Origin of the sequence: Paludibacter sp. (genome assembly GCF_009712605.1) — a bacterium.
Lineage (GTDB): Bacteria > Bacteroidota > Bacteroidia > Bacteroidales > Paludibacteraceae > Microbacter.
The window spans coordinates 93,267-116,914 of sequence record NZ_WASO01000002.1 but is presented as its reverse complement, the minus strand read 5'-3'; the positions used below and the strand labels follow the sequence as shown (position 1 = coordinate 116,914).

Below are 23,648 nucleotides of genomic sequence, written 5' to 3'. Positions count from 1 at the left end.
TACTGAAATTCGAATATATTATCTTGCCACCACCAGTTCGTCGGCTTTCTGCAGGATCACCGCCAGACTGTTTTTATTACTTTCTTTCAGTCTAAGCACCACTTTACCCTGCGCCGTATTCGGATCATACGTTCCCTGCAAATCTTTCAGGAAAAGCATCGTTTTGAATTTCGAACCGGCACCACCGCCAAACGTATCGAGCAAACTCATGATAGCCTGCGGGTAATTATCGGGATCGAGGTTGAGATAAAACACACCGGGACAGCCCTTGATATTGGCTACCGGAGAAGCATCCAGCAAGCTTACCGGCTGCGGTTTACCTTCTGCAAACGATTTAATGGCATCTTCGCTATTGGCTACCATCAGCAAATTGCCCTTCTGTGCCAAATAAAACACATACGGATCGAGCGTCAGCGTCAGGTAGGCACCGGTATTCTTCTTTTGAACCATTGCCGGCAATTGTTTGAGAATATAATCGTAGAGCGATTTGTCTTTCACCGTAGCAGCGACAGCCAACTGAGGAACAGGGAGCACGCCATTGGCAAAATTAAACACCGAGAACACCATATCACCGTTGAGGGAGTTAATCACCCTAAGGTTATCGGCATTGGCAAATGCTTTGCTATCCTTACTTGTCGAAAAATATTGTGCAATAGCCGGCATATTGAGTGCCACACGTCCCATCAGGAAAGCAGTTTTCGGAAAGTAACGCAGAATATTATCGTCGGGATGAGCGCTGATATACCTGGCATCCAGTTTCTTTGCCAGTTCAAGCGGAGTAGTTTCCGACGTACAAACCACTTCACCGTCTTTAAATTCGAGATTGACATGCGTAAAAGTACCTTTCATCAATTCGGTCTCGGCCGCCATCACCGGCAATTGCAACAATGCACCAAGACTGCTCGATGCGCTGTCGTTTTTTGTCCAGAGGAAAAGGTCTTTCTTTTGTTTGTAAGCATCGGCAAAATCTTTCACCGTCACAATGCTCGCCTCTTTAGGAGTAGTAAATATTTTTATCGCCTGATCCTTTGGAGTATTGGCTACCAGCAACGCCTTATGTTTGTCCCATACCAACAGAGTACTGTCATTCTGAGGCATCGTTACGTAGTTGCAATCCGACTCTTTCTTCACATCCAGCGCAAGACCCGCCTGTTCGGCAAGTTTTTTCAGCATCGATTCGAAATCAGAGGCATCGTCCAGTTCGAGGGTAACGCCCACATTTTTCGTACCGGTAAGGAACATGAAAACCTGTTTGAATTTTACTCCGCTTTTAGAAGGATCGTCCAGGATTGCTTTTAGAGCCGGTTGATCGGAAAATACCTCCTGACTGAGCGACTTGAACGTTGCCGACTTCTTCAACTCTTTCATATCGGCTTTTTCGGCCAACGCTTTCAGGTCGATGCAAGCCACCAAAGAGCTCTCTTTGGGGATAAACGTAAGATTGTCGGGATATTCCTTTTTGGAACAGGAAGAGATTACAAGGGCTGTAGTAAGCAGCAATAATGCAGTCATTTGACGCACACCGGCAGAAAAAAGAGGTCTCATCGTCATAAAGATTTTAGGAGAGATAACACAAATCCGTAACTTTTCCGATTTTGGCTGCAAATGTACTCTTTTTTGATTTGAAACGAGCATAAATTCACAAAAACACGACACCCTCAAAAACAATTATCTAACCTACAAATACGAGCACTGGCATAAAACAGAAAATCCCTACCTTTGCAAATCATATAGAATGAACCAACCGAAGAACGCTAATCCTCACAAATAAACGCAAATTAAATTTGTGGAAATTCGCGTCATTCGCGTTCTAACCGACTGACCATCTTTTACCATAACACGTCACCCATGACCCTACACGACGAAAAACACCGACGCAAAAACATACGTTTGCAAGGGTACGATTATGCCCGTGCGGGTTTGTATTTTTTGACCATTGTGGTTCAGAATCGATTGCATTTGTTCGGAAAGGTGGTCAATGGAGAAATGATATTGAACGATGCCGGGCGCATGATTGAAAAATGGTATCGCGAAATCGAAAACAAATTTCCCGATAAACGTTGCCGTGAAATGGTGGTAATGCCCAATCACATGCATTGTATTATTGAAATTTTGGAAATGGATAATGTTCCGTCAACCGATATCCACATGATGGAAATGGGGACGGATATAACGGAAATGGACACGGACACCCACGTTGCATATGGAGACGCCCACGTAGGGGCGCCCCTACGTGGGCGTCCCGAAATAATCCCGCATCACGAAAACCGGCATCACGAAACAATGCCATATCGCGAAACGGATGACCGATACGGCATACATAACAAAAAATACGGGGCGACAATCGGCGATGTAATGGATTGGTTCAAAACGATGACCACCAACGAATACATCCGTGGGGTAAAAAACAACGGATGGAGACGATTCGATGACAAATTATGGCAACGCAATTATTACGACCATATTATTCGCGATTGGCAGGATGATGTCCGGATATCAACCTATATCATCGACAATCCGGCAAAATGGGAAGGCGATAAATTTAACGACGAACAATAATAAACGACAACCGCACATTTGGATAGTTTTTTTACCATAGCGCGCCGTTCCGAAGGCATTTACAAAGAAAAGGGAAGTAAATTTCTCTCATTCGCCATCCCTGTAACCGATGCGGAGGAGGTAAAAAGCATTGTGGCATCTTTCCGCAAGGAGTATTACGATGCACGCCACGTGTGCTACGCCTACGTGCTGGGAGCCGACCGCACGGAGTTCCGCGCCAACGACGACGGCGAACCTTCAGGCACTGCCGGCCGCCCCATCCTCGGACAGATACACTCGACCAACCTTACCAACATTCTGATAATCGTGGTGCGTTACTTCGGTGGCATCCTGTTGGGTACCGGCGGACTGATTACCGCCTACAAGGCCGCGGCAGCCGATGCCATCGCCAATAATGAAATCACGGTACAGGAGGTGATGATCGCCCTCGAAATAGAGTTCGACTACCTCACCATGAACGATGTGATGTCGCTACTAAAAGAGACCGACACCACCGTCACCGAACAGCAGTTCGATATGACCTGCCGCATGAAACTATCGGTACGACAAGCCATCTATCCGATGTTTATGGGAAAACTGGAGAAAACAGAGTCGCTTCGGGTGGTGGAACGTGATTAAGTTAGCACACGGACGACACGGATAAAACAGAATATCATCGCTTTTGTTCCATTGCACACGGAAGACACGGACAAAACAGAACATCACGGAATCTTATCGCCCAAAAAAAGTCAGAGCCTCGCATAAAGTGAAGCCCTGACTTTTTTCGTGTAATTCCGTATTGACTGTGTCTTCCGTGTGCGACACACTCTATTTCTTGCTTCGACGGAAAAGTTCTTTTTTCTCCTTCGTCATCTTTTCGCAGGCATACTGGAAAATAAGGCGCGCAGCCGTCTCCTTCCATTTCAGCAAAAATGCTTCGGTAGGTTCGGGAGCCAGTTTCCACGCCTCACGCAGGTACCACCCGATTCCCTGATGCACCTCCCGGATAGGATCACTCATCAACGGTTCCAGAAAAGCAAAGAAAGGTTCGATTGCCTCGTGATGCTTTTTGATATGCTTAATAAAGGTAACCGGCACAGATCTCCGCTGGAAGGGATTCTCAGCCGAGAGCCACGGACGGAAGTCATCGGGTGTAACAATCCCTTTTTCGAGAAAAACGGGCAAAATCATCATTCCCAACACATCAGCATGTGCCCAGTTTCGAATACCAACGCCATAAAAGGCAGCTATCCGGTCGAACACCTCGCGGTTGTACTGTTTTTTATTAATATCGAGCATCCGGAACACAAATGATGCCTCTTCATATTTCGGGGCGGCAATCAGTTCGGGAGCAGCCTCCAGCATTAGTTCAAGCGACACACACTTATCTTCCTGCAATTGACGCACCTTATCTTCGAGCAACAGTTGGGTAAGCCCGTAAGCATTGTACTCACCTTTGAAGTAGCGGCTATACTTTTTTACCAACGCCTCATCGGCATGAGCCTCGCAATAAGCGCGAATATCGGCAATCAGTTCTTTACTTGTCATAACGGACTATTTATCAGCTGGTGTCGGCTTCGAATTCGTTATCATATTGATCAGATCGCCAGGATTGGTAGAATTCTTCATTGCATCGCGGAGCTTCTGTTTTTGCTCCGGAGTCAGTACATTCATCACCTGCATCAACGTACCGGTAACCGATTCAAGCACCTGCGAAACAATTTTCATAGCTTCGGCATTATATTGCTTGCTCAGGTCAATATCAGGCTTATCGGCCAGCAGATTGGTATTGACTTTTTGCAAAACTCCCAATAATTGAGGAATAATCGGAGCAAGACCCTTCGTGACAGAATCTTTAAGTTGCATCATCTTATCTATCTGATCCTGCGTAAGCATGCCCGAAAGCGGATTTTGTTGCGCCTCTTTTTTAGGCGCCGGCACATTCCATGCGGCCACCGAATCTTTAATCTTCAGTTTCTTCGTAGACGTAAATTTACGATTATCGATTTCTTTGTTTTCTGGGGTTTTCTCCACATGTTTCCAGCCACCGAGCGTGTATTTATACTCGTAATTTTTGTCGGCAAAACAAGGCACATCGAGTGAGTAATGACGGGCATCCACCCGTTTCATGCGATAATTTTCATCCTGCGGATTCCAGCCGTTGAAGCTACCGGCAAGATACACCGCCGAGTCCTGAGAGATTCCCTGTCCGGGAAGTTCCACCATAAAACGAACCACCGTCGTCTGCGCATTTACCATCTGGTTGTACAAAAAGCAGAAGGCAAAACAGCTTAAAAACAAAACAAACTTTTTCATGGAGTAAAAATTAATTGGTTCTCTGACAATCAAGCCATTTACAACACAAAGCTACATGATTTTCGTCTCGATTGATATTGCGCCGGCATATTTTTGCAACAACTCCACCGACCAGTCCACTGCCTCGCGAACACCAGCAATACCAGAATAGCCATTGATAATCATCAACAGATGGTTTGACTCCAGCGAGAGTTTGGTTCGCTCATGATCACTGGTAGGCGTCCCGATACCCCCGACCGCATCCTTGTACACCGGTAGTCCTTCGATATTGAGCACTCCCCGACCGATACCCTCGAACTCGTCATCAGCAGTACCGGCAGTGAGCAACAGGTTGCCCTGAATCTTGTCGGCATCAAAGCCTCCGATGGAATAACCAGTACGAATAGAAACCAGATTAATCAGATCGACCAGCGTATTAATTTGATATATGGGCAAGTCGCGCAAAATCCTCCGACACAACGCTTCCGCAGACGGCCGGTAACGATTCGGATCTTTACCCAAAGCTTTATACGCGTCGCGGGTTGCCCTGATGGCCGGAATTTTATTGATCTGTTCGATCTTATACTTTGCTTTGAATTCGCGATCAGCTTCTGCGATTTCGTTCCATAAACCCTCGCTATGTTCGGAATTGGTCACCTCGCAATAAATCAGGCCTAAGGTCAGACCCGGACAGGCTGTTTTTACTTTTTCATCAATGGTTATTGTAAGCATATCGGTCAAATTTCAAAATTTCATGGCTCCAAGATTTCAAAGGTATAATTAGCGTCCAAATGGAATTTTGGAATTTGAAACCTGGAATTCCTACGTCTGCAAATTTAAGAATTTCGACCTTGCAACTATCTATCTCTCAAAAACTTTTTATGTTTTGCAAAACAAGAAAAATATCGTACCTTTGCCGCGCTTTTAAGACAACATAAAGTCTAACCCTATTAACGTCAAAAATTAGTTATGTCAGAACAAAACGAAAACATCGTGGAAGATGTAAAAACTCCCGCAGCTGAAGAAGCTACAGCCACCGTGGCTCCCGCACCAAAAACCACTCCTACCGAAGATTTCGACTGGGATGCTTATGAAAAAGGCGACAATCTTATCGAAGATCGCACTGCCCTTACCCAACAGTATGACGCTACCCTCAACACTGTAAAAGAAAAAGAAGTTGTTGACGGTACTGTTATCTCAATGAACAAACGCGAAGTCGTAGTTAACATCGGCTTCAAATCAGACGGTATCATTCCGTTGAACGAATTCCGCTACAATCCTGACCTCAAAGTTGGTGACATTGTAGAAGTTTACATCGAAAACCAGGAAGACAAAAAAGGTCAGCTTTTGTTGTCTCACAAACAAGCTCGCACTTCTCGCTCTTGGGATCGCGTAAACGCAGCCCTCGAAAACGACGAAACAATCAAGGGTTTTGTAAAATGCCGCACAAAGGGTGGTATGATCGTAGACGTATTCGGCATCGAAGCTTTCTTGCCGGGTTCTCAGATCGACGTGAAACCTATCCGCGACTACGATGTATTCGTTGGCAAAACTATGGAATTCAAGGTTGTTAAAATCAACCACGAATTCAAAAACGTTGTTGTATCGCACAAAGCTCTTATCGAAGCTGAACTCGAACAACAGAAGAAAGAAATTATCTCCAAACTCGAAAAAGGACAAGTTCTTGAAGGAACCGTTAAGAACATCACCAACTACGGTGTATTCATCGACCTCGGTGGCGTTGACGGTCTTATCCACATCACAGACCTTTCTTGGGGCCGCGTAGCTCACCCGGAAGAAGTGGTTCAGCTGGATCAGAAACTGAACGTTGTAATCATCGATTTCGACAACGAAAAGAAACGTATCGCTCTCGGCTTGAAACAACTTACTCCGCACCCATGGGATGCTTTGGATACTAACCTCAAAGTTGGTGACAAAGTAAACGGCAAAGTGGTTGTTGTAGCTGACTACGGTGCATTCGTTGAAGTATTGCCGGGCGTAGAAGGTTTGATCCACGTTTCTGAAATGTCATGGAGCCAACACCTGCGTAGCGCTCAGGACTTCCTGAAAGTAGGCGACGAAGTAGAAGCTGTTATCCTGACTCTGGATCGCGACGAACGCAAAATGTCTTTGGGTATCAAACAACTCAAACAAGATCCTTGGGAAAACATCGAAACCAAATATGCAGTTGGTTCTAAACACACCGCTCGCGTTCGCAACTTCACCAACTTCGGTGTATTTGTTGAAATCGAAGAAGGCGTTGACGGCCTGATCCACATCAGCGACCTGTCTTGGACCCGCAAAATCAAACACCCGTCAGAATTTACTCAGATCGGTGCTAACCTCGAAGTAGTTGTTCTCGAAATCGATAAAGACAACCGTCGTTTGAGCCTCGGCCACAAACAACTCGAAGAAAACCCATGGGATGTATTCGAAACAATCTTTACCGTTGACAGCATCCACGAAGGTACAATCGTTGAAGTTCTTGACAAAGGCGCTGTAATTGCATTGCCTTACGGTGTTGAAGGTTTCGCTACTCCTAAACACCTGGTAAAAGAAGACGGCACACAGGCTAAACTGGACGAAAAACTTCAGTTCAAAGTGATCGAATTCAACAAAGATGCTAAGAGAATTATTCTTTCTCACAGCCGCATCCACGAAGACGAACAAAAAGCTGCATCGGGCATTTCTACCGAAAAGAAAGAAAACAGCCCTAAAAGAGCAAAGAAAGTTGAAGAAACTATCACAAACCAATCGTATGAAAAAACCACTTTAGGTGACATTCAATCATTGGCTGATTTGAAAGATCAACTTTCAGAAGCAGAAAAGACAGAAGCTCATCAAAAAGCTGCTGCCGCTGAAGCTAAAGCTAAACGTGCTGCTAAAAAAGATAAAGACGCAGAAGCTGCTGCTGAATAATTCTTTTTTAAGGTCAAATATCAAAAGCCGTCCGATTTTCGGGCGGCTTTTTTCATTAACTTTGCAAGCAAATAAAGACACGAATTGCACGAATGAACACAAATAATCTGTGATTAATTTGTGGAAGTTGTGGCTTTATATTTTGTACAGATTAGTGTCATGCACATCTAATCTATTATTCACGCCTGATACATTACCGATTACATTGATGACAATTTGTGCAATTCGTGTCTAATATTCAGAATATGACGGATATCATCTACAAAGACGAAGCTTACAATATCATCGGAGCCTGCATGGAGGTTCATAGTGCTTTGGGGAAAGGATTCAATGAGGTTGTATATAAGGATGCTTTAGAAATAGAATTCACCAATCGTCAAATCTATTTTGAAAGAGAAAAGAAATTTGAGATCCGATATAAAAATATCCTTCTACCCCACTATTACATTACTGATTTCATTTTAATGGACAGAATCATTCTGGAGGTAAAAGCGATCGAAGCATTATCATCTGCACATATCAAACAAACATTGAATTATCTGGCAGCAAGCAAACTGAAACTCGGACTTTTAGTAAACTTCGGAGAAGATAGTCTCAGCCACAAAAGAGTCGCATTATAAAAGTTTATTATTCACACCTGATACATTACAGATTGCATTGGTGACAATTCGTGCAATTCGTGTCAAAAGTAATTTCTATGGATCAACATCATATTGAAAACGACGACTGCTATTCAGGTTTGACCGTCAACAGCGGCATCGAACAGCCGCCCACCGTCAACCCTTATCTTCAGAAACGGAAAAAGAAACAAACCTATACGGCTGCCGAATATACAGAAGGAATTCTCAAAGGCAACCGTACAATTCTGAGTCAGGCAGTAACACTACTTGAAAGCCTGAAACCCGAACACCAGGTCATTGCTCAGGAAGTGATAGAAAAATGCCTTCCTCATACCGGCAAATCAATTCGTCTTGGCATCACCGGAGTTCCCGGAGCAGGCAAAAGCACCTTTATCGAAGCAATGGGGATGTACCTGGTCAATGACGACCATCGTTTGGCAGTCCTTGCCATCGACCCAAGTAGTGAACGCAGCAAAGGGAGTATTCTGGGCGATAAGACACGCATGGAACAGCTCTCCAGCCATCCTAATGCTTTTATCCGCCCTTCACCCTCCGCAGGTTCATTGGGTGGCGTAGCTCGCAAAACACGCGAAACAATCATGCTTTGCGAAGCGGCAGGATTCGATACCATTTTTGTGGAGACAGTCGGCGTAGGGCAATCGGAAACCGCAGTGCACTCCATGGTCGATTTCTTCCTATTCCTGCAGGTTGCCGGAACGGGTGATGAACTTCAGGGAATCAAACGAGGCATTATGGAAATGGCCGACGGTATCACCATCAACAAAGCCGATGGCACCAATGTGGACCGTGTCAACCTGACCAAAGCACAACTCACCAGCGCACTCCATCTCTTTCCGTTGCCCGAATCGGGATGGTCGCCCAAGGTATTGACTTGCTCCGCACTAAACGGCATCAATATCGACGGCGTATGGGAGATGATTACCGAGTATATAGCATTCGTGAAAGAATCAGGCTATTTTGACCACAAGCGTCTCCGCCAGTCGAAATATTGGATGTACGAGTCGATTAACGACCAGCTGAAATCGCACTTTTACAACAACGAAAAAATCGATGCTTTGCTAACAGAATACGAACAGAAAGTCGTGGACAATAAAATCAGTTCGTTTATTGCCGCAAAAGAATTACTGGATAGCTATTTCGGGAAATAAAACAGCATAGAAAGGCCGGCTTCCAAACGTAAAGACGCATTGCATGCATCTCTAACAATAACCCACCTACAGATAACTGTGATATACAAAGTAAAAGGGATTGCCTCGCTCTGAGACAATCCCTTTTTCATTAAGGTTATGATGAACAAGAATTACATCATGCCGCCCATTCCGCCACCCATCGGAGGCATTACAGGAGCTGGATTATCTTCTTTCTTTTCAGCAATAATACATTCTGTTGTCAGCATCATACCGGCAATAGAAGCTGCATTTTCAAGAGCTACACGGGTAACTTTTGCAGGGTCGATAACACCGGCAGCATACATTTCCTGATATTCGTCAGTACGTGCATTGTAACCGAAGTCAGCTTTGCCTTCTTTTACTTTCTGAACAACAACAGCACCTTCTTTACCAGCGTTAGCCACGATCTGACGAAGAGGTTCTTCAATAGCGCGTTTAACGATTTCGATACCGGTTGTTTCGTCTTCGTTGTCACCCTTCATGCCTTCGATAGCTTCGATAGCACGGATGTAAGCCACACCACCACCAGGAACAATACCTTCGGCAATAGCAGCACGGGTTGCGCTCAATGCATCGTCAACACGGTCTTTCTTCTCTTTCATTTCAACTTCAGAAGCAGCACCTACGTAAAGAACGGCAACACCACCGGCCAGTTTAGCCAAACGTTCCTGCAGTTTTTCACGATCGTAATCGCTGGTTGTTGTTTCGATCTGAGCTTTGATCTGAGCAACGCGGGTTTCGATAGCTTCTTTAGCACCGGCACCGTTTACGATAGTTGTATTGTCTTTGTTGATTGTTACTTTTTCGGCTGTACCCAACATTTCGATGGTAGCACCGTCAAGTTTCATACCTTTTTCTTCGGAAATAACCACACCACCGGTCAGGATAGCGATATCTTCCAGCATTTCTTTACGACGATCGCCGAAGCCCGGAGCCTTAACAGCTGCAATCTTCAACGAACCGCGCAGACGGTTAACCACCAAAGTACCGAGAGCTTCGCCGTCGATATCTTCAGCGATGATCAACAAAGGACGACCGCTTTGTACGGTAGCTTCAAGGATAGGAAGAATTTCTTTGAGGTTAGAGATTTTTTTGTCGTAGATCAGGATGAAAGGTTTTTCCTGTTCCACTTCCATTTTTTCGGTGTTGGTTACAAAATACGGAGAGATGTAACCACGGTCGAATTGCATACCTTCCACGACTTCGATAGTAGTTTCCATGCCTTTTGCTTCTTCGATGGTAATAACACCTTCTTTTTTTACTTTTTTCATTGCATCGGCAATCAGTTTACCGATGGTAGCGTCGTTGTTGGCAGAAACAGTAGCAACCTGTTCGATTTTGTTGAAATCGTCACCAACTTCTTTCGACTGTGCTTTGATATTTTCAACAACTGTAGTAACAGCTTTGTCGATACCACGTTTCAAATCCATTGGATTTGCACCTGCAGTTACGTTTTTCAAACCAACCGAGATGATAGATTGAGCCAAAACAGTTGCGGTAGTTGTACCATCACCTGCATCGTCACCGGTTTTAGAAGCAACTTCCTTTACCAGCTGAGCACCCATGTTTTCGTATGGATCGGAGAGTTCAACTTCTTTTGCTACAGAAACACCATCTTTTGTGATGTGAGGAGCACCGAATTTCTTTTCGATAATCACGTTACGGCCTTTAGGACCAAGAGTTACTTTAACGGCGTTTGCCAATTCGTCCACACCTTTTTTGAGTAAGTCGCGGGCTTCAATATCAAATTTAATTTCTTTTGCCATAGTATGGTTTATAATTTAGATGTTTACAAATAAAAGAGTTTCTTTTATGCAACCGGGCTGATTAGATAACAGCCAAAATATCGGACTGACGCATGATGAGGTATTTCACGCCATCCAGTTCCAGTTCAGTACCTGCATATTTGCCATAAAGAACCTGATCGCCTACTTTAACGATCATTTCTTCGTCTTTTGTACCCTGACCTACTGCTTTAACTTCACCTTTCAAAGGTTTTTCTTTTGCAGAATCGGGAATAATAATACCACTTGCCGTTTTTTCTTCGGCAGCAGCCGGTTGAATCAGCACTCTGTCTGCTAATGGTTTGATTGTCATAACATCAACTATTTTAAATGATTAAACAAATAATTTTGTAGGTTTTATTTATTGGCATTGCCGCAAACGCTGCAAAGCACGTTGTCTCTAATTACACATTGCGTGCCAAAGACGAACCTATCAGCTAAAATTCTCCACCAAAATTTTTGAATTTAGTTTTATTTTCAGAGGATTACAGAGTAGCAAAAGAAGAATCATGCATTTATTGAAGATTTATTGCGTTTTTCTATCAATGTCAAATTTTCCTTCCAGCGTACAATTTCATTGTTCAATCCTGACAGCTTGTCAGTCTATCAACAATTCATTCTTGCAGGAAAACAACGCAACAACGGCAGTTTAGTGCAGGCAAAACGGAGGTGGCAAAATCAAACCGAGGCTTTTATCTCCTTTTGAGGTACTTTTCATAACGATTCATCACATCCGAAACATAACGGACGGTTTGTGACGCATTAAAATAGCCGTATTGGCACACTTCGTCGTTATAATACTGTGATTGAGACTTGAGCTTCAGAAATTTCTCCACATTACCCTGCCAGGAATGGTTATTCTTGCCATATTTCTTTGCCAGTGCCATCGCATCCAAAACGTGACTGGGACCTGAATGATAGGAGGCCAGAATAAACTTTATACGTTCTTCCTTATTCTCAATATCATGAAACATCATGTTCAGCATTTTGATATACTGCACTGCTGCTTCCAGATTCTTTGCCGGATCAAAAATCTGCGCACGATCCACCCCGTAATGTCGTGCCGTATTTGGCATTAGCTGCATCAATCCCGAAGCTCCGGACCATGCAACACATTGAGGATCGAAATTCGACTCGAGATACGCTTGTGCCGCAAGCATCTGCCACTTCCACCCCAACTGTTTCGCAAACTTTTTAAACAAATGGTCGTACGGAGAAATGGCACCTTTGGGAATTTTTATATAGTTAGCTACAAAAAATTTATTTTCAAAGAAATATTTATCCGAAATAGCGCTTACAATGTTCATATCCTGAGCAGTAGCATACCATTGATTAATCTTATTGAACAAAGAATTGTCTCCGGGAGCGGTAATCCATGATGCTCTTTGTAAAAAACTCACATCAACATGAATATCAATGCCCGACATATTTTTCTTGCTCATCTCCGCAATGGTATTGGATGCAACGGTAAACCTTATCTTTCCATCGGATACCATCCCAATCAGCTGATCCATACTGATGGAATCACCTACTTCTTTAATGATAATTCCACCACCTAACTCAAGATTCAGATTATACAATCTTGCAGAATAACGGGAATCCTCCTTCACATACACCTCTTTTCCGATAAGCTCGGTAACATCATTTATCAACTCATCACCATTGTGCTGTACTAATACCTGCTTGCTTTGTTCGGTAACATCCGTAAATAAAAATTTCCGTGTCGATGGAGTTTTATAAACAGGGGAAGCCACTACATCAGCCTTACCGGATTGCAGAAGCCGAAATGCATCGTGCATATTCTTCGCAACAACAACGTGCAGATTAACACCCAATGAATCAGCCAGATTCGAGCAGAGATCGTAATCATAGCCCATCGGTTGTTCTTTGTAGATAAAATAGGAAGTGGAACCGTACAACATTACGGCATTAAGAGTGTCACGCTCAATGATACGGTCAAGGAGAGTCTTGGCCGGAGGAGGTTTTTTCCATGTTTTACAACCTGAAAGACAGAACAGTCCGGCTATAAGCAAGAGGAAAATCCGATATGTAGTTTTTGAATGTAGCAAGAGTCTAATTTTGTGCTTATTCCGATTTATACTATATAAAACAACTGTCACACATGTTCGATACAATCTTCATCTATCAGGGGAAAACCATTCAGGCGCAACCACAATTGGGCTGTAGCCACAACATCTTTCTGACAATAGACAGATATACGCTCCACATCTCTTTCTTCATAGTAAACCTGAGCCACCTGACTTCCGTTTATATCATCCTTCGGAGTCGGAATATTAAAAATAGCCGTTAGCAGGTTCAACGACGTGAAATTCTTATAATCTCCGAATTTCCACATTTCCAGCGTATCCAAAAACGGGACTTCCCAGGGTTTTTTAGATGCCACATCAAGCACATCCGGAATTGGCAGACCATTCACCAACAATCTACGGCAAATATAAGGCACATCAAACTCTTTAATATTATGCCCGCATAAATTTATCTCCTGAGGACGGCCAAAAAGCTCGAGCATAGCACAAAATTCAATGAGCAGTTTCGCTTCGTCGTCACCATAAAATGATTTGACCCTAAAAAAATCTTTCCCGTTTTTTCGATAAATAAAACCTGCGGAAATACACACGATTTTACCAAACTCGGCAAAGATGCCTGCTCCATTGGCAAACACATACTGCGCGTCTGCATCGTCAGGATATCTGTCAGGCATTCTTTTCTTTAAAGTTTCGGCCTTTTCTTCCCATAATTCGGGAAGCCTGCCGGGCAATTGCCTGTAATCAATCGTTTGAGGAACGGTTTCGATATCAAGAAAAACGATTCTGTCTTTGTTTATATTCTTCATTTTAAGGCGTATTGGCAAGACAAAGGTAGAATTTAAAGTCAATATCGGCAAATGTAGCCGATTCCGGCTTGCAGGATTTCAAGTTGCAGCCTCACCATTTTGGAACTTCGCATCCCTTTTTTAGTATGTGAGAATTATCATGTAATTTTGCATTTTAATAAATCATTTCAAGTGCAAACAGGAGAAATTTCCGCTATTGGAGTTGCTGTATGCTGGACATTCAGCGCTTTGTTTTTTGAAAAAGCAGGTAACCGTATCGGTTCGCTCGCCGTCAACATCATCCGTCTGGCAATGGCCATCGTACTGCTGGGGTTTGGAACCTTGATCACCAGAGGTATGTTCCTGCCTCTCGACGCCACTGCCGAACAATGGTTCTGGCTCTCGCTATCCGGATTCATCGGCTTCTTTTTGGGAGACCTCTGCCTCTTTTATTCCTATACACAAATCGGATCGCGGATGGCACAATTAGTAATGACGCTAGCTCCTCCGATTACTGCTCTGATCGGATTCGTTTTATTGGGTGAACATCTGCACTTACTTCAGGTTACAGGTATCAGCGTCACTGTACTGGGAATCGTCATTGCCATGCTGGGAAAAGAAAAAGGCGAAAAACTGAATTTTAAAGTCCCATTTAAAGGCTTTTTATTTGCTTTGGGCGGAGCAGTCGGACAGGCAGTCGGGCTTATTGCAAGCAAGAAAGGCATTGGCAATTACGATGCCATGGCAGCAACCCAGATCCGGGCATTCACGGGTGGCTTATGCTTTTTCCTTTTAGTGACGTTTCTAAAAAAATGGAATACCATACGCAGTGCATCCAAAGATAGTTCGGGAATACGTTCTGTGCTTATCGGTTCGTTTTTCGGGCCGGTTGTGGGAGTGGCGCTCTCCTTATTCGCCATTCAGCACACCGAGGCGGGAGTGGCTGCCACACTCATGGGACTGGTTCCGATTTTTATCATTATTCCGTCAGCCATCATGTTCAAAGAAAGAATATCCATTTATCAGATTATCGGTGCTTTCGTGAGTGTGGGAGGTTGCGTTCTGCTCTTTATGAAACCTTTATAAGAATAGCAAATCATGCGCGACTATATCACCATATATTCAGACAGCAATCATCTGCCTCAAAAAGCCATACAACTCGCAAAGATACTTTCCGAAGGATTTCAGAAAGAAATTTGTTTCTTAAGTTTTGCAGCAAACACAACCGAAGAACTACAAATCAAAGAGCGGCACCAATTATGGATGCAAGAAGGCGATTGTACCGCGCAAAGCTTTATCCGCACTGCCGGCATCTCAACTCTACACGAATCTCTGACGAAAATCGAAGCTGCTTTTTTAATTATCGAACTTTCCTCAAAAGCCTCTTCAAAGGATATCCAGCATCACCTTAACAACTGTAAGCCATTACGGATTCCGTATTTTTTTGTCAAGGCCGAGATTACATCGGTTACATTCTACAGAGTATTGGTTCCGGTTGGCTTTTTGACCGAAGAAAAAGAAAAAGGCATTTTTGCTTCCAAACTTGCGCGTTTCTGCAACAGTTCAATAACATTACTAAAAGCAAAAGACTACGGTTCGAAAGCGAAAAGGAGTGTCAATCAGATTCAAAGCCTCTTTGAGAAACTTGGCGTCCCATGTGAAATAAAACAGGCTCATAAAGACAGCTTCAAAGTACAACTTGAAGCATCTTTACGAGCCAGTAATGGGGATGCAGACGTGATTATCATCACATCATCAAGAGAATACGGATTAGACGACATGTTTTTCGGTCCGCCCGAACGTAAAATTATTAAAGCCTCCGCGGTTCCGGTAATGGTTCTCAATCCACGTCCGGATCTCTATGTCCTGTGTGATTAGAATCCGGTTATTTATTTCCGTAAATATAATTCAACACACTGGCAAGATGAGCGCCAGCCAATGCCAGACGATCCTCTACAAGCCCAATGTATTTGTAATTATACTTATACTGATTTTCGGCTTCCGGAGCAGAATCATAAACTTTTTGAGCAGTTTGATATGTTCCCCACGCCCAATTCAGAACAGAATCAGGTTGAAACGGGTTGACCTTCACCACATGAGTTCTGAACAGATGATCGGCATATTCCGTGTAGCTCAGTTTTTGAAACTCAATTAAAGCTTCGTCCCACAAAGCATGAATAGATATGTTGCGCCCCTGCCATGTCAAGCGAACAGAGTTTCCCCCTTTATCATCAGGGCGTCCCATATGCAAAGGCATATGCATATCACCGATCAAATGAATCAACATTTTCAGGTTTTCTTCATTATTCGGATCTTTTTTCAATTTTGCAATCAGTTCCTGAACCCGAAAGATAAGCTCACCATTATTTTTGGTTACAGCTTCTTTATTAAAATCTTCACGGTTCATATTTGCTGCAATATCCTTATAATGCCATACTTCCTGACCATTGTATTTTTCATCACTTCTGACAAAATCACCCCAATTGGCAACCATCGCCACACTTGCATGTTTCAATACCGCATCGACATTCTTTCGTGCTATCGGACTCATTTTTTTCTGGGCCAATTCACCTATAACACGATGGCCAATCAATCCCCATCCCCACGCTGCCTGAGGCACAAAAAACAACCCCACTAAAAAACAAATAGTTATATTTTTTTTCATCGCTAAAAATTTTTGTTCAAATATAGCTAATTTTACGGGCCAATAAACATTCCGCTTATTGATATGTTAAAATAACATAACCAACGTAACCTTTTATACGATTCAATCGTCTTCTATTTTGTACATGGATTTACAGCAATTCGAAATAAAAATCCTGCCGCTAAAGAACAAAATCTACCGATTAGCAAAAGCACTGCTCAACAATACAAACGAAGCAGAAGATGCGGTGCAGGATATTTATTTAAAGCTGTGGTCGTCGCGTAAAGAGCTCGAAAAAGCAGAAAACATTACGGCGCTCACGTTACAAATTGCAAGAAACCATTGTATTGACAGAATAAGATCCCGCAACAGGGTTCAGTTCAGTGATCTGATAGATAACGATGAAAGTTTCTCTTCCGAACCTTCTCCTTACGAACAGACCGAACAAAAAGATCTTGTAAAGAATATAAAACAACTTATCAGCGAACTTCCGGAGCAACAAAGAATTGTAATTCACCTTCGTGATGTGGAAGGACTGGAAATGGATGAAATAGCAGCAATTACAGGAATGACTGAAAATGCCATCAAAGTTTACCTGTCGAGAGCTCGCCAAAGCATCCGGAAGTCATTTTTAGGAAAGTAAAACAAACAGTCAATCATCGATTGTCATGGATAACATAAAAGAATTATTGCAGAAATATTTTGAAGGAGACACTTCTCTTGCCGAAGAAAGCGTACTCCAACAATATTTTGCACAAACAGAAATCGCAGAAGACCTAAAGCAATACAAACCTTTGTTTGAATGCTTTGCCGGATTGGAAGCCGAAACCTTGCCAGATTCTGCATTTGACGAAGATTTCAAACAAAAGGTCACACCACGCAGAAAACACCACGGACTGGTTTATCATATTTCTGTATGGAGTTCAGCGGCAGCAGCCTGTGTCATACTGGCCATGGGATCTATCTACTACATCGAACGCCAAAACAATTACATGATTGTCAATGGCAAAAGGGTAAATGATCCTGAGAAAGCACTAATGATTGCAGCCGAGAAATTGCATTTAGTTACAGGAAAATTCAACAACAGCGTATCGCATGTTCAACAAATCGGGAGGGTTGGCAAACAGCTGAGCGTAATGCAAATTTTCAGCAAACACGACTCAACAACCGATACTCTGAACACTAACAACGCAATTAAGCATAATGAAAACTAAACTGATTCTCTTGATGATTGTTCTTTCCGTTGCAGGACTGAAAGCACAAACCGTCGACAAACTAATTGAAAAATATTCAACAAACAAAAGTTTCGAGTACGTATCTATCAGCAAAGGACTATTCAACCTCACTCAATGGTTAGGTGGCAGCAACATCGACAAAGACACCAAAGAGGTTTTGGGCAGAATAAAAAGCATGAAGATACTGACTCTCAACACAACAAATAACAGTCAGGCAAAAGCAAGTTTCCAGAAAGATCTAAACAACCTTCTCAAAAGAGGCAGTTACGAGCAAATGATGGAGACAAGAAACAAATCAGATCAATCGACCGTTTATGGCTTCACCGACAGCAAAGGTGTTTCTCACCTGCTGATAATAGTGAAAAACGATTCCGAAATGAGTTTGATTGTAATGAAAGGAAACCTGACTCACGAAGATTTAGAAAAAATAGCAAAATAACAACAGAGCATACAACTTGACATTCACTTTTTCATCTTTTTACCTGAAAATTGATTACTTTTGCCGGTGTTTGTGAAAACCCCGGCAAATTCTTTTTAAACAGGGATAATTCACTTGACATCACTCCACTTTTTTGAAAGAAACCACACTTATGAACGTAGTCATTATCAAATACAACGCCGGAAATATCCGATCTGTAATATTTGCGCTGGAGCGTATCGGAATCAACGCAACCGTCAGTGACGATCCACAAGTAATAAAAGCTGCCGACAAGGTAATTTTTCCCGGCGTGGGAGAAGCATCTTCGGCCATGCTTTACCTAAAAGAAAAGGGGCTTGACAAAGTGATCTGCTCCCTGCAACAGCCAACTCTTGGCATTTGTCTTGGAATGCAACTACTATGCTCTCATTCAGAAGAAAATGATGTTGATTGTTTGGGATTAATTCCCCAAAAGGTAAAAAAATTCCCCGCAAGCGCAGGGAAAGTACCTCAAATAGGATGGAACGACATCTCGGGACTGAAATCTCCGATTTTTGCAAACATTCCGGAACACAGCTATGTTTACTTTGTTCATGGATATTATGCCGCTTATGGAGCGAATACGATTGCTACAACAACATATGGACTGGAATATAGTGCCGCTCTACAGAAAGATAATTTTTATGCGGTGCAGTTTCACCCCGAAAAATCAGGTGATATAGGCCAAAAGATTTTAGAAAATTTCCTAAACCTGTAAACAAAAACGGAACGTCAAATTCCGGCACTCCGTTTAAGATCTTCTATTTGTTTATTCCACAATAGGATGGCATCACGCTTTTCATCCGGTTCTGCAAAATCAGTAATAACAAGGGCCACGGCAGACGTTAATTCATCCACACTTATCTTTAGCTCAAAATAGGTCTTTTCGCTCTCGTCCTCAAGCCAGTGAAATCGAATAAACGAGCCTCCGTGTAGTAGCACAAGTTCTGCCTGTTGACCATGATCTCCCCACGTAAAGGTATAGAGCCGGCCATCAACGTCTACCTTATCAGCAAACCAGTCAGCAAGCCCCATCGGTGTACTGATACTATTCCACAGCACATTGAAGGAGATATTTTGAAAAACATATTCAATTTGAAATTTTTCTTTGGTCATAACCTGTAATTGTTTATTCGGCTGCAAAATAGGTTTTTTTAGCGAATATTCCAAATTTTAATTCAAAGTTTCGGAATAAATATACTACAATTTCAACCACATTGTATCTATACCGGGCATTCCACGCCGACTTATCCGCTCTTGTCAAACTAATTTGCTATTTTATTTTTTGCATCCCCCTACATTTCAATGGCATGTTATTAAAAAAACACAAATAAATCACACAACAGAATCAATATACAGAGGGGTATTTCTGTAAAAAACAATGTTTTACAAGCATGATGTAAAATTCACACTTATTTCTTCCTCAAATAGATAGTAAATAATAGTATAAATTATTACCTTTGCGCTCTAAAACTATAATTATTGATTTATGGGAAGCGCATCACTTATCGCTCTGCTAATCATTGCAATAGCCATGGCTGTTATAATGATTTATATCGGAAAAATATTCGGTATTTCTTCCACCAATCCTCAAAAGGGAGAACCTTATGAGTGTGGAATTGAAACCAAAGGCTTGACATGGGTTCAATTTAATATTGGCTATTATCTCTACGCATTGTTATTTTTAGTGTTCGACGTGGAAATTGTGTTCTTATTCCCCTGGGCTACAGTTGTAAGGGAATTGGGCATGGTTGCCTTCATCGAAATTCTCCTTTTCACGGGTTTCCTTTTCATTGGACTTTTGTACGCATATAAAAAGAAAGCACTCTCATGGATGTAAAAAAAGAATATATCCCTGAATTTGACGGGGACTTATACAAAGATGAATTTGGAAGAACAAATTTCATCGTTACTACCATCGATAAAATTGCCAACTGGGGACGTAGTAACTCACCATGGCCTTTATCGTTCGGTACAAGTTGTTGTGCTATTGAACTGATGAGCACCGTATCTGCTAAATACGACTGGTCGCGATTCGGTTTTGAAGTAATGCGTGCCAGCCCGCGTCAGTGTGATGTGATTGTGGTAGCAGGTACTATTACCTACAAAATGGCTCCGGTACTCAAACGTCTGTACGACCAGATGCCTGATCCGAAATATGTGATTGCAATGGGTGCCTGCGCTGTTTCCGGCGGCCCGTTCTATTACAACTCGTATGCTGTTTTGAGAGGTGTGGATCAAATCGTCCCTGTTGACGTATATATTCCAGGCTGTCCTCCCCGTCCCGAATCGTTGATTCACGGCATGATGACCTTGCAGGAAAAGATCCGCAAATCAAAAGCTTACGTTATTCAAAAACCCAAAAAGAAAAAGGAAGAAGACAAATGATAAAAGAGGAACTGAAACATTATCTCGAACAAACTTTCCCGAATTCGAAAGTTGATGAGACATTTGATTTTCCGGTATTGTTTATTACAAAAGAGGAACTGATCCCTGTAATGAAACAATTACGTGATGCTCCCGAAACAAAGTTTAACTTCCTGTTTTGCGAGACAGCAGTAGACCGCAATCCCGAATTAGAAATGGTATATCACTTATCTTCTACCTACTACCACCACGACATGATGGTAAAAGTAGTGCTGGAAGATCGTGAAAATCCGGTGATTGAATCGGTTTATTCACTATGGGAGGCTGCCGACCTGTATGAAGATGAAATCTATGACATGTTTGGCATCCGTTTCACCAATCACCCGAACCTTCGCCGTATCTTCTTGACTGAAGAATGGGTAGGTTATCCTCTCCGTAAAGATTATCAAGACGATAAAATTATTTCCTTGTAAAATAGAATGGAAAATCCAATAGTAACCCCATCAGAGCTGAAAACCGAAGAATTTGTGGTCAATATTGGCCCTCAGCACCCTGCCACCCACGGTGTGTTGCGTGTTGAAGCCACGTTAGACGGTGAAATCATCAAAGACGTTCTTCCCCACCTCGGATATATCCACAGAGGCATCGAAAAAATGACTGAATCGCTTGGATACAAGCAATCCATTTTTTTGACAAGCCGTATGGATTACCTTTCGGCTCACATCAATAACCATCTTTGTGCATTGGCTATTGAAAAAGCGGCTCAAATAGAAGTTCCTGCCCGTGCAAAAGCCATCCGTATTATAATGGATGAGTTGCAGCGTCTGACATCTCACGAATTATGGTGGGGTTCCTGCGCAATGGATATCGGTGCGGTAACCCCATTCTTTTTGGCCTTCCGTGACCGGGAACGTATCCTCGAATTATTCGAACAAAATACAGGCAACCGCCTTACGATGAGCTATATCATACCCGGAGGTGTAATGAACGATATTCGACCCGATTTTGTTCCTAAACTCAAGGAATTGATCAAAAGCATCAAAGACTACCGCAAAGAATACGACCAGCTGATTACCGGTAACTTTATTTTCCAACACCGTACACAAGGCATCGGTATTCTGTCTAAAGAACAAGCCATTTCTTTGGGATGTACAGGACCAACCGCACGTGCTTCTGGTCTTAGCTGCGATATTCGTAAACTCTATCCTTATGATGGATACGAAAAGCTTGATTTCAAAGAAGTAATCGATTACGGCTGCGACAACTGGGCTCGTTACGTTGTTCGTATGGAAGAGATGAATCAATCGATTCACATCATCGAACAGTTGCTTGACAACATGCCTACCGGCGAATACAGAACAAAATTGAAAGGTGTTCTGAAATTACCGGCTGGCGAATACTATCAACGTGTTGAATCCGCCCGTGGTGAATTAGGAGTTTACATTGTGAGCGATGGAGGAGCAAAACCTTATCGTATGAAATTCCGTACCCCGTGTTATTCAAACCTCGGAGCTGTAAAACCGATTTCCGTAGGTATGAAGATTGCCGACCTTATGGCAAACATGGCAACAATAGATTTGGTAATCCCTGACATGGACAGATAAAAACAGAGATATGATTTCAATGATACAATTTTCGGATGTTTTGGCCTGGATTCACCAGTTACTCTCGAGTTGCATGGCGCCCTGGCTGGTATTTATCATCGAGTTGGTAGTCGCCTCAGTTGCTGCCGTAGTGGCACTGTTAGTCTGCGTTATCATCATGGTGTACATGGAACGTAAAGTTGCAGGACACATGCAGTTACGCCACGGACCAAACCGGGTAGGTTGGCACGGGGTTTGCCAGTTGTTTGCCGACATCATCAAACTTTTGCTGAAAGAATGCTTTACTCCAACCAGAGCTGATAAATTATTATTTGTGGTTGCTCCTGTTCTTTCTCTGTGTGTTTCATTACTGGCTTTGGCTCCTATTTCATGGGGTCCCGGGTTGGTTTTATGGAATACCAATATCGGAGTTCTCTTTGTTACTGCCATTTCATCAATGGGGGTAATCGGTATATTAATGGCCGGATGGTCAAGTAATAATAAATACGCCCTGATGGGTGCTATGCGTAGTGGTGCTCAGATCGTAAGTTACGAGCTGTCTGCAGGTTTATCTATTGTAGCCATTGTAGCTTTGGCTGGTACACTGAATACTGGAGGCATCATCGAATCGCAGGCAAACGGATGGTGGATTTTGAAAGGACACCTTCCCGCTTTCTTTGCATTCATAATTTACATCATTGCAAGTACAGCTGAATGTAACCGTGCTCCGTTCGACTTAGCAGAAGCTGAATCTGAATTGACCGCAGGTTATCACACCGAGTATTCCGGTATGCAGTTCGGTATTTTCTACCTTAACGAATACATCAACATGGGCGTGGTATCAATGGTGGCATCTACCCTCTTCCTTGGAGGTTGGCAACCGTTCTACCTTCCGTTCGATTTTGCCTGGGCACATACCTTCAATGATATTATGGCACTGAAATTTATGGAAACATGGCCTGCATGGATTTCATGGGTTTCTCTGGCATGGCCTTTGGTTTGGTTCTTCGGTAAATTGTTCCTGATCATCTTCTTTATGATGTGGTTCCGCTGGACATTCCCCCGTTTGAGAATTGACCAGTTGTTGAAACTCGAATGGAAATACCTGTTACCATTGAGTATTGTGAATCTGGTAATCATTGCACTACTCGTTGTGCTGGGATTACATTTTTAATCGTGAGTC

At 42.8% G+C, this 23,648-nt stretch carries 26 protein-coding genes; 16 read left to right on the top strand and 10 right to left on the bottom strand.

The features are described 5' to 3' along the window. Window positions 1-18 precede the first annotated feature (18 nt). Window positions 19-1,545, bottom strand: a complete 1,527-nt coding sequence (locus tag F8N35_RS03480; protein WP_293049960.1) for a DUF4836 family protein — start codon at window positions 1,543-1,545, stop codon at window positions 19-21. A 303-nt stretch (window positions 1,546-1,848) separates the two neighbouring features. On the opposite strand from F8N35_RS03480, the gene F8N35_RS03475 reads away from it, so the two are divergent. Further along, a complete protein-coding gene (locus F8N35_RS03475; RefSeq protein WP_293049959.1) occupies window positions 1,849-2,559 on the top strand; it encodes a transposase in 711 nt (236 codons plus the stop codon). An 18-nt stretch (window positions 2,560-2,577) separates the two neighbouring features. After that, the gene (locus F8N35_RS03470; RefSeq protein ID WP_293049958.1) at window positions 2,578-3,177 is read left to right on the top strand and encodes a YigZ family protein; all 600 of its coding nucleotides are present in this window, start codon (window positions 2,578-2,580) and stop codon (window positions 3,175-3,177) included. A 189-nt stretch (window positions 3,178-3,366) separates the two neighbouring features. Here the strand turns inward: F8N35_RS03470 and F8N35_RS03465 are convergent, their stop codons facing one another. Genes F8N35_RS03465 through F8N35_RS03455 form a run of 3 tightly spaced genes read right to left on the bottom strand, consistent with a single transcriptional unit; the run spans window position 3,367 to window position 5,565 of the window. Next, window positions 3,367-4,086, bottom strand: coding sequence for a DNA alkylation repair protein (locus F8N35_RS03465; RefSeq protein ID WP_293049957.1), 720 nt, complete (start codon window positions 4,084-4,086; stop codon window positions 3,367-3,369). 6 nt (window positions 4,087-4,092) lie between these two features. After that, a complete protein-coding gene (locus F8N35_RS03460) occupies window positions 4,093-4,854 on the bottom strand; it encodes a hypothetical protein (protein ID WP_293049956.1) in 762 nt (253 codons plus the stop codon). Between the two features lie 51 nt (window positions 4,855-4,905). Then, a complete protein-coding gene (locus tag F8N35_RS03455) occupies window positions 4,906-5,565 on the bottom strand; it encodes a phenylalanine--tRNA ligase beta subunit-related protein (RefSeq protein ID WP_293049955.1) in 660 nt (219 codons plus the stop codon). 237 nt (window positions 5,566-5,802) lie between these two features. Here F8N35_RS03455 and rpsA point away from each other — a divergent pair, with 237 nt between their 5' ends. The 3 genes from rpsA to meaB all read left to right on the top strand — a co-directional run bounded on the left by rpsA (window position 5,803) and on the right by meaB (window position 9,541). Then, a complete protein-coding gene (gene rpsA, locus F8N35_RS03450) occupies window positions 5,803-7,752 on the top strand; it encodes a 30S ribosomal protein S1 (RefSeq protein WP_293049954.1) in 1,950 nt (649 codons plus the stop codon). Between the two features lie 245 nt (window positions 7,753-7,997). Beyond that, window positions 7,998-8,372 carry a GxxExxY protein gene (locus F8N35_RS03445; RefSeq protein ID WP_293049953.1) on the top strand — a complete coding sequence of 125 codons (375 nt, stop codon included), beginning with the start codon at window positions 7,998-8,000 and terminating at the stop codon, window positions 8,370-8,372. A 77-nt stretch (window positions 8,373-8,449) separates the two neighbouring features. Further along, window positions 8,450-9,541 carry a methylmalonyl Co-A mutase-associated GTPase MeaB gene (gene meaB, locus F8N35_RS03440; RefSeq protein ID WP_293049952.1) on the top strand — a complete coding sequence of 364 codons (1,092 nt, stop codon included), beginning with the start codon at window positions 8,450-8,452 and terminating at the stop codon, window positions 9,539-9,541. A gap of 152 nt (window positions 9,542-9,693) precedes the next feature. Here meaB and groL read toward each other — a convergent pair whose 3' ends face one another. The 4 genes from groL to F8N35_RS03420 form a co-directional block, all read right to left on the bottom strand. After that, window positions 9,694-11,328, bottom strand: coding sequence for a chaperonin GroEL (gene groL, locus F8N35_RS03435; protein WP_068703765.1), 1,635 nt, complete (start codon window positions 11,326-11,328; stop codon window positions 9,694-9,696). 61 nt (window positions 11,329-11,389) lie between these two features. Next, entirely contained in the window at window positions 11,390-11,659 is a 270-nt protein-coding gene (locus tag F8N35_RS03430; RefSeq protein WP_068703767.1) for a co-chaperone GroES, read from the bottom strand. 379 nt (window positions 11,660-12,038) lie between these two features. Next, the gene (locus F8N35_RS03425; RefSeq protein ID WP_293049951.1) at window positions 12,039-13,415 is read right to left on the bottom strand and encodes a transglycosylase SLT domain-containing protein; all 1,377 of its coding nucleotides are present in this window, start codon (window positions 13,413-13,415) and stop codon (window positions 12,039-12,041) included. 47 nt (window positions 13,416-13,462) lie between these two features. Continuing rightward, window positions 13,463-14,200: a 3'-5' exonuclease gene (locus F8N35_RS03420; RefSeq protein ID WP_293049950.1), complete on the bottom strand. Its 738-nt coding sequence runs from the start codon at window positions 14,198-14,200 to the stop codon at window positions 13,463-13,465. A gap of 171 nt (window positions 14,201-14,371) precedes the next feature. Between F8N35_RS03420 and F8N35_RS03415 the strand changes: the two genes are divergently transcribed. Next, window positions 14,372-15,265, top strand: a complete 894-nt coding sequence (locus tag F8N35_RS03415; protein WP_293049949.1) for a DMT family transporter — start codon at window positions 14,372-14,374, stop codon at window positions 15,263-15,265. A gap of 12 nt (window positions 15,266-15,277) precedes the next feature. Further along, on the top strand, window positions 15,278-16,057 hold the full coding sequence (locus F8N35_RS03410; RefSeq protein WP_293049948.1) for a universal stress protein: 780 nt from the start codon (window positions 15,278-15,280) through the stop codon (window positions 16,055-16,057). 7 nt (window positions 16,058-16,064) lie between these two features. Here the strand turns inward: F8N35_RS03410 and F8N35_RS03405 are convergent, their stop codons facing one another. Further along, window positions 16,065-16,844 carry a S1/P1 nuclease gene (locus tag F8N35_RS03405; RefSeq protein WP_293049947.1) on the bottom strand — a complete coding sequence of 260 codons (780 nt, stop codon included), beginning with the start codon at window positions 16,842-16,844 and terminating at the stop codon, window positions 16,065-16,067. 124 nt (window positions 16,845-16,968) lie between these two features. Between F8N35_RS03405 and F8N35_RS03400 the strand changes: the two genes are divergently transcribed. From F8N35_RS03400 to hisH, 4 genes are all read left to right on the top strand, one after another. After that, a complete protein-coding gene (locus F8N35_RS03400) occupies window positions 16,969-17,466 on the top strand; it encodes an RNA polymerase sigma factor (RefSeq protein WP_293049946.1) in 498 nt (165 codons plus the stop codon). A gap of 25 nt (window positions 17,467-17,491) precedes the next feature. Then, window positions 17,492-18,037 carry a hypothetical protein gene (locus tag F8N35_RS03395; RefSeq protein WP_293049945.1) on the top strand — a complete coding sequence of 182 codons (546 nt, stop codon included), beginning with the start codon at window positions 17,492-17,494 and terminating at the stop codon, window positions 18,035-18,037. Continuing rightward, complete coding sequence (locus F8N35_RS03390) at window positions 18,027-18,497, top strand: DUF4252 domain-containing protein (protein ID WP_293049944.1); 471 nt, start codon at window positions 18,027-18,029, stop codon at window positions 18,495-18,497. Before F8N35_RS03395 ends, F8N35_RS03390 begins: the two co-directional genes overlap by 11 nt. Window positions 18,498-18,648: 151 nt before the next feature. Then, window positions 18,649-19,233: an imidazole glycerol phosphate synthase subunit HisH gene (gene hisH / locus F8N35_RS03385; RefSeq protein WP_293049943.1), complete on the top strand. Its 585-nt coding sequence runs from the start codon at window positions 18,649-18,651 to the stop codon at window positions 19,231-19,233. 14 nt (window positions 19,234-19,247) lie between these two features. Here hisH and F8N35_RS03380 read toward each other — a convergent pair whose 3' ends face one another. Then, on the bottom strand, window positions 19,248-19,631 hold the full coding sequence (locus F8N35_RS03380) for an START-like domain-containing protein (RefSeq protein ID WP_293049942.1): 384 nt from the start codon (window positions 19,629-19,631) through the stop codon (window positions 19,248-19,250). Window positions 19,632-20,004: 373 nt separating this feature from the next. Here F8N35_RS03380 and F8N35_RS03375 point away from each other — a divergent pair, with 373 nt between their 5' ends. From F8N35_RS03375 to nuoH, 5 genes are read left to right on the top strand one after another with little or no spacing between them, the layout of a single operon-like run. After that, window positions 20,005-20,355 (top strand): NADH-quinone oxidoreductase subunit A, encoded by a 351-nt coding sequence (locus tag F8N35_RS03375; RefSeq protein ID WP_293049941.1) that lies wholly within the window; start codon window positions 20,005-20,007, stop codon window positions 20,353-20,355. After that, window positions 20,346-20,903, top strand: coding sequence for an NADH-quinone oxidoreductase subunit NuoB (nuoB, locus tag F8N35_RS03370; protein WP_068703789.1), 558 nt, complete (start codon window positions 20,346-20,348; stop codon window positions 20,901-20,903). The genes F8N35_RS03375 and nuoB overlap by 10 nt, the downstream gene beginning before the upstream one ends. Next, window positions 20,900-21,355, top strand: coding sequence for an NADH-quinone oxidoreductase subunit C (locus F8N35_RS03365; RefSeq protein ID WP_293049940.1), 456 nt, complete (start codon window positions 20,900-20,902; stop codon window positions 21,353-21,355). Before nuoB ends, F8N35_RS03365 begins: the two co-directional genes overlap by 4 nt. Before the next feature lie 6 nt (window positions 21,356-21,361). Continuing rightward, on the top strand, window positions 21,362-22,486 hold the full coding sequence (locus F8N35_RS03360; protein ID WP_293049939.1) for an NADH-quinone oxidoreductase subunit D: 1,125 nt from the start codon (window positions 21,362-21,364) through the stop codon (window positions 22,484-22,486). A 19-nt stretch (window positions 22,487-22,505) separates the two neighbouring features. Continuing rightward, entirely contained in the window at window positions 22,506-23,639 is a 1,134-nt protein-coding gene (gene nuoH, locus F8N35_RS03355; RefSeq protein WP_293050105.1) for an NADH-quinone oxidoreductase subunit NuoH, read from the top strand. Window positions 23,640-23,648: the final 9 nt, after the last annotated feature.